This window comes from Acinetobacter sp. GW821-FHT01C12, from assembly GCF_059422625.1.
In genome coordinates this window covers 41,592-53,986 of the sequence record NZ_JBWKXD010000002.1, presented here as the reverse complement: position 1 = coordinate 53,986, position 12,395 = coordinate 41,592, and the positions used below count along the sequence as shown (strand labels likewise).

Below are 12,395 nucleotides of genomic sequence, written 5' to 3'. Positions count from 1 at the left end.
CGATCTTGGCATTATTTTAAAAGAGGAGGAACAGCTTCGTAGTTGATTTCAACACGGCGGTTTTCTTTCCAAGCCGCTTCATCATGACCAGCATTGATTGGCATTTCTTTACCGTAGCTTACCGCTTCTAATTGGTTTGCTTTAACACCATTGGTGATCAGGTAGCTTTCAACGGCTTTAGCACGACGCTCACCTAAAGCCATGTTGTACTCACGCGTACCACGTTCATCTGTATGACCTGTTAATGCCACTTTAGAGTTGGCATTGGCAATCAAGAACTGCGCATGTGCTTGTAGTGTTTGGTAGTCATCATTGGAAAGATCACTACTGTCATAATCAAAATGTACCACACGTTTTGCTAAAAATGCTTTATTGGCTTCAGTCACGCCTTTAGATGAAGCACCATTTAAATTTTGTGCATTTAAAGCAGCATCTTCACTTAAACCACTGGTATTTACTGTCGTCGCACTATTTGGATTGGTTCCTGACTCTACAGTGGCAGCAGGTTTACGGCTTGCACAACCTGTCATCACCAAGCTTGCTGCTAATAAGGGTAAAGCTAGATATTGAATTGACTTCATGTTGATCTCCGGTATTTCAATTTTAAATAAGTGATTTACATCTTGATTAAATTATTTAGGGGCCCAAGCAGGTTCACGTACTTCACCTTGTTCGCTTGGTAAGTTCATGCGGAAGCGACCATCTGTAGACATGATTGCCAATAAACCACGATTACCCTCACGTGTTGCATAAACCACCATTTGCCCATTTGGAGAAAAGCTTGGTGATTCATCTAAACTTGTTGGTGTCAAAATATTGGTGATACCTGTAGAAATTTCCTGAATGGCAACTTTGTAGTTACTACCAGAAGGGCGGTGTACCAATGCCACATATTTACCATCGGCACTTAATGTACCACGTGCATTAAATGCACCACGGAAAGTTAAACGTTTGGTCGAGCCATCATCAAAACTATAACGGTAAATTTGTGCTGATCCACCACGGTCAGATGTGAAAATAAATGATTTTCCATCTGGAGCATAACGTGCTTCTGTGTCAATTGCGCTATCGTTGGTCATGCGCTTCACTTGGCGTGAATCTAAATCCATTTGATAAACTTCAGGGTTTCCATGCATAGACGCAGTAAACAGCATTGATTTACCATCAGGAGAGAAACTTGGTGCACCATTTAAACCGCGGAATGCAGCGAGTTTTTCTCGTGCACCTGTGGCTAAGTCTTGGATATAAATAGCAGGGCGCTTGGTTTCAAATGAAACATATGCAATTTTTTTCGCATCTGGCGTCCAAGCAGGCGAGAGAATAGGGTCTCTTGAACTTAATACCGTTTTAGGTTGCTCACCATCGGTATCTGCAATTTGTAAGGTATAACGAGTCTCTGGTGTTGCAGGGTTACGTAACACATAAGCAATACGTCCTGTGAAGTCACCTTGAATCCCTGTAAGCGCTTGATAAATTGCGTCACTGATCATATGTGCCGCAGAACGCACACGTGATGCTGGAATCGAGAGCAATTCATTTAATAGGAATTTCTGCTTTTCAACATCATAGAGTTGGTAATGTACTGCCAATGAACCATCTGCATTGGTTTTTGAGTCACCTAAAACCACATAAGGAACCCCAGCCGCTTTCCATGCTTCTGCATTTATATTGTTTATGTTTGCAGTTGCAGGAAGATTTTTTGATGAACTGGTAAAGCGCCCAGAGCGATTTAAATCTTGTTCAACAATAGGGTAGATAGATTGATCATTACTAAATGGAATGATGGCAATTTTAGGTGCAGATTCAGGTGCTTTGGCAATTTCTAAATGCAATTGTGCATATGATGTGGTGATCAATGCAGGGCTCAATGCAGCAATTATCGCTAATCCTAATAGACGTTTAGGTATGATTTTCATTGGACTTCATGTACTCAAATATCAATTTTTAACTATGCTTAGCTTTGTAGCACAAAGACATTATTTTAATCTATATAAAGCATGTAATTATGAATAAAAGATTATAATTCGCTTATTTGTTGATAAAAATTAAATCTAATTGTATTACATAGGTGAATTACAGTTTCTACTTTTGCAAAAATCGTAAAAATGATGAGTCTTGCTTAATGATTGGGCATTACTCTGTGGTGAAATGAATACGAATTTCTTGTAGCTGGTTATTGAACGCGGGTTGTTTTGACATTTCAAATGGTGCTGCTTTATAAATCGCTGTTTTTATCGATAATGCGAACTCATCACTAAACTGCCCATCCATTAAAATATCTTTAACATTTCCTTTGTTATCTAAATAAACCCGTACATTGGCCCTTTCTATTAAATGAGTTGCTGGTCTTTTCCAATATTTTGTAATGCGGTTGGCTCTATTCTTATAAATTTGGCCGATGATTTGTGATTGTTCGAATTGCTCAGCTTGTATAGGTGCATTTCTTTGTATAAGTGGAGCAGATGGTGAAATTTCATGTAGCAATTGATTTGAAGCTGTTTGTTGGGTATTGGCCTCGATTGGTATGTTTACATTAATATTTTTCGCAAGAGATAGCGGTGTGAGAAAAAAGAGGGAAGTCGTTATAAATACTATTTTAAACTGCATTTTATTTTCCAAATTAACAATTATTGAGTCGATTGCACCATTTTTTGTGAGTTTAATACGTGTATTGGCTTCTTGGCCAGATGAAACTACTGGCATATGCCAAGCCCTGAGAATTTTAAGTGCAAAAATTTTTTTCGCACTTAATGCCATTTTTTAGTTTCAGTTTTTTGCCCATAGGCAAGATTTCTTTATTTTCTAAGAGCCGAAGCAGTTGCAGTCAATTCTGAATGATTGATAGATAAAAAATTAGGTTCAGTATTTTGAGAATTTAGATTTGCTAAAGTACTTTGATAAAAATGAATAATAAAATTTTCAAAAAATCAGTTAGTCATATATTGAAGCATATGCGTACCCTGCCGAAGCAGGGAGCTATCTTATTTCGCGGTAAATGTAGAGGTTACAGATTTAGCAAGATTTCTGGCTGTTGGGTCAGATGGCATAGGATATGGAGCTGCATTTTTAATTGCTGCTTTAATACTTGCATCCAATTGTTCATCTCCACTAGGATTTGTAAGGACAATAGAAAGAACTTGACCTGAATCAGATAAAGTAAACCTTACACTTACTTTTTTTCCAGTTGTTCCAGATGGAACGTTCCATGCTGATTTAACTTTGTTTGTAAAATCACGTGTTGCATTTGAGGCAATTGTTCTCGCTTCTGCCTTTTTATTTGCAGCAGCTTCTTTTGCTTTTTCAGCAGCAGAGGCTTTTTCTTCATCTAATTCACGTGCTAAATCAGCTTTACGTTTTGCGTCCGCATCCGCTTTGGCTTTTGCAGCAGCATCTGCCTTGGCTTTTGCATTTGCATCCGCTTTAGCTTTTGCAGCAGCATCTGCCTTGGCTTTTGCATTAGCATCCGCTTTGGCTTTTTCAGCAGCATCTGCCTTGGCTTTTGCATTAGCATCTGCTTTAGCCTTTGCAGCAGCGTCCGCTTTAGCCTTTGCAGCAGCGTCCGCTTTAACTTTTGCATTAGCATCCGCTCTGGCTTTTTCAGCAGCTTCTGCCTTAGCTTTTGCGGCAGCATCGGCTTTGGCCTGTTGGGCCTTATCTGCGGCTTCTTTCCTGACTTTTTCAGCAGCTTCTGCTTTGCTTTTTGCTTCTGCATTGAGTCTTGCGAGTCTGGCTTTTTCCGCAGCATCTGCTTTGGCTTTTTGAAGCGCCTCTTGCTTGGCCTTAGCTGCTGCATCTGCTTTAGATCTTGCTTCAGCTTCAGCCTTAGCTTTCTCAGCAGCATTTTTAGCCTGCTTTACTTTTTCAGCTACCTCTTGTTTGGTTTTTTCCGCAGCATCTGCTTTAGCTTGAGAAAGTTTTAAGGCTTTTTCTTGTGCTGCTTTAGCCGCTGCCATAGCCAATTGCTGTTCTAATGCGGCTGCCTTGGCCTGTTCGGCAGATTTTTGTGCATCTATCGCCTTGGTATCTGGTGTGTTATTTGCTTCAGTTGGGATTTCTGGTGCAGTTTGATCGGGTTCCGCTGTTTGCTGAATATTTTCTGCAACCTTGCTATCTGCCGTTTCAGTGGCATCAGTTTCTACTAAAGGCTTGGGTTCAGGCGGTGGTAAATCTTCAGGTTTAATTAAAACGGTTTTAATTTGCTTGGGTGGCTCTGGTGGTTGACTTAAACCGAGAAAAAGTAAGCCAGTAATCGCCACCACATGAATACCTAGGGTAAATCCAAGTGCAATCGCTTTTTCTTTAGATTGTGGCTTTTGAATATTTTTCATAACTTACTTTACAGACTCTGTCAGTAAACCCACTTGGCTTAAACCAGCATCTTGCAGTGTAGACATGAGTTTCATGACTTCACCATAAGGGCGTGATTCACTACCATTGATCAAGACACTCAATTGCTTGTTATTTGCTTGTGCCTGTTGCTGGTTTTCTGTAAGTACTGTTTTTAACTCATCTAAAGTTAAAACCTCATTTTTATGGTTTTTGTCTTCAAGTTTAATCGTACCATCTGCTTCTAAAGTCACGATGGCTGGTCGGTCTTCAGATTGAATCGGATTATTGTTTGCTTGAGGTAAATCAACTTTAACACCCGTGGTAATCATGGGTGCTGTCACCATAAAAATAACCAATAAAACCAACATGACGTCGATATAGGGAACGACATTCATATCACTTTTTAAAGGTTTTTTGACGCGCTCAAAACGTCCAGAACGTTGGATTGTCATTATTCATCTTCCTGTGTAGTTCCCACAGATTGACGTTGTAATAGCGCCACCATCTCTTCTGCAAATAATGCACGATCTGAATAAATTTCTTCGCCTTTTGCAGTGTAATGGTTAAATGCTAGTACCGCTGGTATTGCAGCAAATAAACCAATCGCAGTTGCAATCAATGCTTCAGCAATACCTGGTGCAACAGTGGCTAAGGTAACTTGTTCAACCTGAGCTAAGCCAATGAATGCACTCATAATGCCCCAAACAGTACCAAATAAACCAATATAAGGTGCGACAGAACCGATACTGGCGAGAGAGCTTAAGCCTTGCTCTAAACGGCCTTGATCACGACTGAGTCCTACACGCAAGATACGTTCAGTACCTTCAATCATCGATGCAGTTTCAGCATGACGTTTTTTAAGTTTTAAAAACTCACTTAAACCCTGATAGAAAATATCTTCTAAACCGCTTCGCTTAGAATTAAGCTGAGCATTGTTATATAAGGTATTGAGTTCAGCACCAGACCAGAAGATTTTTTGGAAATGCTCATCGCCTTGATGTGCTTTCTTATAGCCCATATGCAACTTGGCAATCAAATACCAACTAAAAACGGATGCGAGTACTAAGATTAGCATCACCAATTGAACCACAGGGCTCGCTTGTAAAATTAAATCAGAGATGTGTAAAGAAGATTCTAGTTGTGTTGCCATAGTTACATGTGCCAAAAGTATTTTTTATTCGTGAGCTAATTCTCGAAGAATTAAATCACGGATTTCGTCAGGAATTCTACGAGGTTTCATATCTGTACTTAAACATGCCAATTCCACCTCGCCAGAAGCAAGCATGATTTCACCACGATATATATTCTGTTGCAACACAAATGACGAAGCTTTACATGAAACTACACTTGCTGTAACAGTAATAAGATCGTCCATGAGTATAGGGCGAGAATATTTCAATGCAATTTTATGCACGACAAAATTGTAATCTTTTTGATGCCAATAGTGGTCAATACCGGATGCACGTAGCCATTCTGTCCGTGCACGTTCCATAAAGCGGATATGATTGGCATGGTATACGATACCGCCAGCATCTGTATCTTCGATATATACACGGATTTGGAATTCGAATTTATTACTCATGTTGCTATGCATTCCTGTGTTGTTTATTGCATATCTATCAATTGCTTGCCAGTATTTACTTGCGCTGATTCAGTTTCAAATCATTCAGCTGAAAAACAAGTGCTTTATCTTGCTGATCTGATTGCTTGATTGAATTTTACTATATTTATAAGGGAACCTATCAACTACGCCAAAAGCATCTATGAGATGTTTTGAGAGAAACGGAAATCTACATGAACAGCGGACTGGTTGTCTGAACAGTACGTGTATATAAGCTTTAGAGGCTATATTGTAGAAAAGTAAATTGATTTGCCCCACTTATAAATTTGCACAAGAGTTTAACCCTGACTTTGGCGCGAATTTTAGCACAAGGCATGCTTTCTCAAATGGCACAAGATTACAATCCGAATGAGGAGAGTAGGGCTGAAGGAGATTAGCTTGTGGATTCTGTTAATGAAGTGGCATTACTGTAGGGAATCCTGTGGTAGCGTTTAAAGCTAAAAAATCTAGAACAAAATTAAACGCCGTAAAGAATATTTCACATAACACTCATTTTGTTGAATGGATTTTGATCTGCATGAAATTTCAATAAATAAAAAACGAATAAAATTTATTTCAATTTTAGTTAGAATATATTAGATTAAATCAATGATTTAATTTAAAAACTTAACCAATGAATATCAATAAAAGCCTATTTCATATAATTATTTTTCCTATATTGTTTTTTTTAAGTCCAACTTATGCAAAAACTGTTAAATTTAAATATACCTCGAAATTAGCTAATCAAGGAGAGATAGATGCACAAAATGATCTTGGATGGATGTATCAGAATGGTCAAGGTGTAGTTCAAAATAATGAAAAAGCGTTTGAATGCTATAGCAAGGCAGCTGTTCAGGATTGTGCTGTAGCACAAGCTAACCTTGGAATGATGTATCAACATGGTCAAGGTGTAATTCAGAATTATGAAAAAGCGTTTGAATGGTATAGTAAGGCGGCTGCTCAGGGGGATTTGGATGCGCAAAATAACCTTGGATGGATGTATCAACATGGTCAAGGTGTAATTCAAAATTATGAAAAAGCATTTGAATGGTATGCTAAGGCAGCTGCTCAGGATAATGCTGTAGCACAAACTAACCTTGGATCGATGTATCAGAATGGTCAAGGCGTAGTACAAAACTATAAAAAAGCGTTGGAATTTTATAAAAAGTTAGCTGCGCAAGGTAATGCTGGTGCGCAAAATAACCTAGGAGTGATGTATCAGCATGGTCAAGGCGTAGTTCAAAATTATGAAAAAGCTTTTAAATTGTATAGCAAGGCAGCTGCTCAGGGATTTTTAGATGCACAATATTACCTTGGGTGGATGTATCAGCATGGCCAAGGTGTAACTCAAAGTTATGAAAAAGCATTTGAATACTATAATAAAGCGGCTGCCCAAGGATATGCAGGCGCACAAAATAACCTTGGAGTGATGTATGTCACTGGTCAAGGCATAGCCCAAAATGATACGAAAGCATTTGAATGGTTTAACAAGGCGGCTGCCCAAGAAAATGCGGATGCACAAAATAACCTTGGATCAATGTATTACAAGGGGCTTTGCGCAACCCAAAGTTATGAAAAAGCATTTGAATGCTATAGTAAGGCAGCTGCTCAAGGGAGTGCAGGTGCAGAAAATAACCTTGGCGTATTGTATGAGAAGGGTCAAGGTGTACCCAAAAATTATGAAAAAGCATTTGAATGTTTTAGCAAGGCGGCAGCTCAGGGAGATGCAGATGCACAAAATAATCTTACTGAGATGTATGAAAAGGGTTTGGTATAGATCAAACTTGATTCCACTTATGTGTACTATTTTATGATGTATACCACTGATCTGATTATTAAAATTAAAGTAGTTAGTGATCTCCTACGATTAATTGAAGCTCGTTTGTAAGAAGATCAACTCTTGGTATGATCAATTTAGTTGTCGGCTTATTCAACAGAAGATTATGTTGAATAAGCCGTTTAAAATAATATTGTGCAGTAAAGTCTTTTACATCCTAAAAAGTAGGTGGCATATACGTTAAAGTACGACCAAGAATCCACAATAAGAATAAAACTAAAGGTAAATGGAAGACAAGCTGGGTAACTGTAAACCCAATGACATCTTTAGCTTTTAACTTTAAAATTCCCAGCATAGGTAACATAAAGAATGGATTAATTAAGTTGGGTAAAGCTTCTGCTGCATTATAAATCTGAACAGACCAACCCAAATGTACTTTCAGATCGTGTGCCGCCTGCATGACATAAGGTGCTTCAATAATCCATTTACCACCCCCAGATGGAATGAAAAAGCCTAAAATAGCCGAATATAACCCCATGACAATTGCGAAAGTTTCCTTGGATGCAATCGATACAAAAAATTCAGCAATATAATGAGATAGAGATAAATCCTGTGCGTTCATAGCACTTGTCATGATAAAAGCAATACTTCCATAGAGTGGAAATTGAATCAGTACGCCAGAAACCGCAGGGACAGCTTTAGAAACGGCATTTAAAAAATTTCGAGGCGTTCCGTGTAAAGCAATACCGAGCATTAAGAAGATAAAGTTGTAAGTGTTTAAACTGGAAATGGCAATAATCGGATTGCTTTTTGTAAATTCATTAAACATCCAGATCAGACCTAAAACCACAATTAAAATGCTCAGAATAGGGGAGTTTTCCAGCCAGTCACCTGGGCGTTTTTTGCTTTGGACTTCGGTCTTTTCATCTTCAAAATGAATATCAAATTCATCAATGGTTTTTATGCTATTGCCTTTAGGTGCAGACCAGAATGCAATGGCAATTGATACGATAATCAATACGGCAGTCATAATCATAGACTGTGGTAAAAAGATCGTTTCAGTAAAAGGAATGATACCGGTTAAGTTATAAAGTGGTTCAGGTAAGCTTGCTTTGTTTGCCTGTAACTGGGCAGCGGAAGAACTAATACCCAGTGCCCAAGTTGCACCCATACCAATAATAGCGGCTGCGGCAGCTGCACGATAATCCATGTTGAGCTCTTTACGCTTGGATAGTGCAATCACCAAAAGGGCAGTTAAAACTGTACTCATTGCCCAGTTAATCAGTGAAATTAAGAGACTAACAGTCGCTACAAAAACGATAGCATTTCTTCCAGATGTAGGAATTTGAGTCATTTTTTGAATTAGCATTTCGACTGGTTTAGATACTGAAACCACATAACCAACGACAATCAACATACACATTTGCATCGTAAATGGAATTAAACTCCAGAAACCATTGCCAAATGAAATTGCGACATCTTGAACAGAAGCTCCTATTCCAATCGCAGCTATGGCGACAATGATGACGCCTAACAGGGCAAAGATATAGGAATCAGGAAACCATTTTTCTGACCAATCACTGACTTTTATTGCAAATTTTTGTAATATATTCTGAGTGTTATCCATATTTAAATATCCTATTTATTCGATTATGAAACCAGTACATCCATGTTGAAAATATTGATTTTCGGGCGATAACGATCAACATCAGTGAGTTTGAAGATTTATGTAAAAGACTCTCGAATGAGCTTTAGGTATATGCACTGTTAAATTTTTTCTAAACTCACATTCCATGCAAGTTCACTCAATTTGATTCCTTTTTTGTGTTGCTCAGTCAAAATTAGCAACTGTCCTTTTATTAAATTATTAACATTGAATTGGCTTTTTTATAAATTTAAAGTTTTAAACGTACAATAAGAAAAACTCATCAATCAAAAATGTATGCCAATCTGCATTTGCAACGTGAAATAAATGATGGCAATTGAACATCCGTTCTATATTTCATAACTTCAACTCTCAACAAACCCGTTCATTCCAAAATTATTTTTTTGTAATTGTTTAAATAACCAGCATGGTTATATGATGCTTTGGTGTTTTTTATCTTTAAACTACTTATGAACAGCCAATTGAATGTAGGAGTCTATATCCAGAGCTGAGTAAAAAGGATGTATCGAGAATAATTTTATAAAAAAATAAAATCAAATATTAATAATAACCTATTGGTTTTAAATAACAAATTTTTTTATGAGACCGATGTAATTAAATCAGCCTATTAAAACCAACAAAAGTTTTTTATTAAGTTTTAATTAAATTAATGTGTAATAACTCTTTACTATGCTTGTTGTTTTTTGTATGCTTTTTATTGCAAATGATAATTCTTATCATTCATATTTAGATGTTTTATTTGTTTTCAATTGTTTATGTCGTCCATCTACTGGAATTCTATTTATGAGTAAGTTTAACCTTCGTCCTATTTCAATCGCACTTTTAGGAATTACAACAACTTCAGCCTTTGCAAGTAGCAAGGTAGAATCCGATGCTACACAACAACTTTCAACGATTGTTGTTTCTGCTGCGGGTTATGAGCAAAAACTAAAAGATGCACCGGCAAGTATTACTGTGATCACCGCACAAGATCTAAAAGGCAAACGTATAAACTCTATCGCAGATGCTTTAGTTGATGTAGAGGGGGTTGATGTCAGTCTTATGGAGGGAAAAACCGGGGGATTAAATATTCGGATTCGTGGTATGAGTGCGGAATATTCTCTGGTTTTGATTGATGGTCGCCGTCAGAACAGTACTGGAGATATTGCACCAAATGGTTTTGGTGAGTCAAATAACAGTTTTATTCCTCCAATCTCAGCAATTGAACGAATTGAGATTATTCGTGGGCCTGCTTCTACGCTATACGGCTCCGATGCAATGGGGGGCGTTATCAATATCATCACTAAAAAAGTTTCAAATGTATGGACAGGCTCCATCACATTAGAAGGGACTTTACTCCCAAACAGTTCTGATTTTGGTAACCATCGTGCAGCAGATGCTTTTCTTAGTGGACCCATTGTTCAGGATTTATTGGGAGTACAGCTTCGTGCACGAAAGGCTCAACGGAGTCAGTCCAATGTGGGATATCTCGATGTAAATGATAATTCAGTAGAGCTAAACAGGGGTGATAATCCAACCAAATCAGATTTAGAAACTATAGGGGCACGTGTAACATTTACCCCAACTAAACAACACGATCTCTCAGTAGAATATGAAAAAACTGAACAATGGTATGACAATAGTAAGAGTCAACTTGGTACACTAGGTGCAAATGGTGGTTATGATAAATCGAAAGAATTTAATAGAGATCGACTAACACTTGTACATACATGGCGCAATAAAATAGGGACCTTGGAATCAAGTATAAGTAATACTCAAACTGAAACCATTGGTCGCCTTATTCCAGCACGTGCTCAAGCAGGTTCAAGTGTAATCACACCACGTCTTTTAGAAAGTGAGGATACGATTTTTGATACTAAATTGGCGACTCAATATTTTAAAGGGCACAATATTACCCTTGGTGGGCAATGGTGGGATGCAAGTATTAAAGACGGATTAAGGGTAAATAAAGAGGTGTCGTTTCAGCAATTAGGTCTTTTTGCTGAAGATACATGGGCACTTACCCCTGATCTAGCTTTAACGACGGGTTTACGTTTTGATAATCACGATACATTTGGTAGTTTTTGGACACCTAGAGCATATTTAGTTTGGAATGCAAATGACAATTGGACGTTTAAAGGTGGTTACAGTGAGGGTTATAAAGCACCTCGCTTAGAGCGCCTGACCAATGGGATTTATAATGTTGGTGGACAAGGACGAACTCCTCTTTTTGGAAGTCCAGATTTAAAACCTGAAACCAGTAATAACTTTGAGCTGGGTACTTATTTTAATAATGGTTCCAATTTTGATGCCAACATCACAGCATTTTTCAGTCAGATTAAAGATAAGATAATTAATGGACCAGTGGAGAAAAACTGTGATTTCTTGATTACTAAAGATTCATGTGAAAAAGAAATGGCAAGACTTGGTACACCATGGCTAATGCAAGCTGGAGATACTGGCAAACGTGCTTGGAATATTACTCGTCCGATCAATGCTCAAAAGGCAGAAAGCTACGGTATTGAAACCGGCTTAAATTGGGAGTTTGTACCGACTTGGAAATTTGGTCTGAACTATACATGGACGGAGGCAGAAATTAAGGACAAAGCGAGTGGTAATCCACCATTAAACGATACGCCTAAACATATGATCAATGCATCATTAAAATGGCAAGCAGATGATAAAATTCAATTATGGGCGCGAGGTGAATACCGGAGTGAACGTGCGCGGTTTACACCAGACTACTATAATAGTCTACCTGTAGTTAACCAAGACGTTTATGATGCACTGGGTGATTTTAAAGCATATGGCTTGATGCATATGGGTTCAAATTTTATTGTAAATGATCAATGGGATATTGCTGTGGGTTTATATAATGTCTTTGATAAAAACTTTGTTGATTATCAGAAAGTAGGCGCAGACTATTATAATCGGTATAAAAATACTCAAGAAGGACGCCGTGTTCAATTGAGCACAACGTTTAAATTCTAATAAAACTCATCTTCAATTAGCATTATAAAGCCCTATTTGTATAGGGCTTTTCT

The 12,395-nt window shown here is 37.9% G+C and carries 10 protein-coding genes; 2 read left to right on the top strand and 8 right to left on the bottom strand.

Translation table 11 applies throughout. The annotated features are described in order from the left end of the window. Window positions 1-11: 11 nt before the first annotated feature. The 7 genes from pal to ybgC all read right to left on the bottom strand — a co-directional run bounded on the left by pal (window position 12) and on the right by ybgC (window position 5,911). Window positions 12-581: a peptidoglycan-associated lipoprotein Pal gene (pal, locus tag AC07WY_RS05905; RefSeq protein WP_004822680.1), complete on the bottom strand. Its 570-nt coding sequence runs from the start codon at window positions 579-581 to the stop codon at window positions 12-14. Between the two features lie 51 nt (window positions 582-632). Then, window positions 633-1,916: a Tol-Pal system beta propeller repeat protein TolB gene (gene tolB, locus AC07WY_RS05900; RefSeq protein WP_262086251.1), complete on the bottom strand. Its 1,284-nt coding sequence runs from the start codon at window positions 1,914-1,916 to the stop codon at window positions 633-635. A 217-nt stretch (window positions 1,917-2,133) separates the two neighbouring features. Next, window positions 2,134-2,757: a cell envelope integrity protein TolA gene (locus AC07WY_RS05895; RefSeq protein ID WP_494735951.1), complete on the bottom strand. Its 624-nt coding sequence runs from the start codon at window positions 2,755-2,757 to the stop codon at window positions 2,134-2,136. Between the two features lie 224 nt (window positions 2,758-2,981). Further along, window positions 2,982-4,328, bottom strand: coding sequence for a cell envelope integrity protein TolA (tolA, locus tag AC07WY_RS05890; protein WP_494735950.1), 1,347 nt, complete (start codon window positions 4,326-4,328; stop codon window positions 2,982-2,984). 3 nt (window positions 4,329-4,331) lie between these two features. Further along, a complete protein-coding gene (gene tolR / locus AC07WY_RS05885) occupies window positions 4,332-4,781 on the bottom strand; it encodes a protein TolR (RefSeq protein WP_004724530.1) in 450 nt (149 codons plus the stop codon). Next, the gene (gene tolQ / locus AC07WY_RS05880; RefSeq protein ID WP_004724528.1) at window positions 4,781-5,479 is read right to left on the bottom strand and encodes a protein TolQ; all 699 of its coding nucleotides are present in this window, start codon (window positions 5,477-5,479) and stop codon (window positions 4,781-4,783) included. The genes tolR and tolQ overlap by 1 nt, the downstream gene beginning before the upstream one ends. A 24-nt stretch (window positions 5,480-5,503) precedes the next feature. Further along, entirely contained in the window at window positions 5,504-5,911 is a 408-nt protein-coding gene (gene ybgC, locus AC07WY_RS05875; RefSeq protein ID WP_004724526.1) for a tol-pal system-associated acyl-CoA thioesterase, read from the bottom strand. 652 nt (window positions 5,912-6,563) lie between these two features. Between ybgC and AC07WY_RS05870 the strand changes: the two genes are divergently transcribed. Next, window positions 6,564-7,706, top strand: a complete 1,143-nt coding sequence (locus tag AC07WY_RS05870; RefSeq protein WP_494735949.1) for a tetratricopeptide repeat protein — start codon at window positions 6,564-6,566, stop codon at window positions 7,704-7,706. Window positions 7,707-7,923: 217 nt separating this feature from the next. Here AC07WY_RS05870 and AC07WY_RS05865 read toward each other — a convergent pair whose 3' ends face one another. Then, on the bottom strand, window positions 7,924-9,333 hold the full coding sequence (locus tag AC07WY_RS05865) for a short-chain fatty acid transporter (protein ID WP_494735948.1): 1,410 nt from the start codon (window positions 9,331-9,333) through the stop codon (window positions 7,924-7,926). Window positions 9,334-10,155: 822 nt separating this feature from the next. Between AC07WY_RS05865 and AC07WY_RS05860 the strand changes: the two genes are divergently transcribed. Beyond that, window positions 10,156-12,342 (top strand): TonB-dependent receptor domain-containing protein, encoded by a 2,187-nt coding sequence (locus tag AC07WY_RS05860; protein ID WP_494735947.1) that lies wholly within the window; start codon window positions 10,156-10,158, stop codon window positions 12,340-12,342. Window positions 12,343-12,395 lie beyond the last annotated feature (53 nt).

Bases quoted from the DNA above. Each gene is read 5' to 3' on its own strand.
- pal (WP_004822680.1), bottom strand. From the start codon at position 581: ATGAAGTCAATTCAATATCTAGCTTTACCCTTATTAGCAGCAAGCTTG.
- tolB (WP_262086251.1), bottom strand. From the start codon at position 1,916: ATGAAAATCATACCTAAACGTCTATTAGGATTAGCGATAATTGCTGCA.
- AC07WY_RS05895 (WP_494735951.1), bottom strand. From the start codon at position 2,757: ATGGCATTAAGTGCGAAAAAAATTTTTGCACTTAAAATTCTCAGGGCT.
- tolA (WP_494735950.1), bottom strand. From the start codon at position 4,328: ATGAAAAATATTCAAAAGCCACAATCTAAAGAAAAAGCGATTGCACTT.
- tolR (WP_004724530.1), bottom strand. From the start codon at position 4,781: ATGACAATCCAACGTTCTGGACGTTTTGAGCGCGTCAAAAAACCTTTA.
- tolQ (WP_004724528.1), bottom strand. From the start codon at position 5,479: ATGGCAACACAACTAGAATCTTCTTTACACATCTCTGATTTAATTTTA.
- ybgC (WP_004724526.1), bottom strand. From the start codon at position 5,911: ATGAGTAATAAATTCGAATTCCAAATCCGTGTATATATCGAAGATACA.
- AC07WY_RS05870 (WP_494735949.1), top strand. From the start codon at position 6,564: ATGAATATCAATAAAAGCCTATTTCATATAATTATTTTTCCTATATTG.
- AC07WY_RS05865 (WP_494735948.1), bottom strand. From the start codon at position 9,333: ATGGATAACACTCAGAATATATTACAAAAATTTGCAATAAAAGTCAGT.
- AC07WY_RS05860 (WP_494735947.1), top strand. From the start codon at position 10,156: ATGAGTAAGTTTAACCTTCGTCCTATTTCAATCGCACTTTTAGGAATT.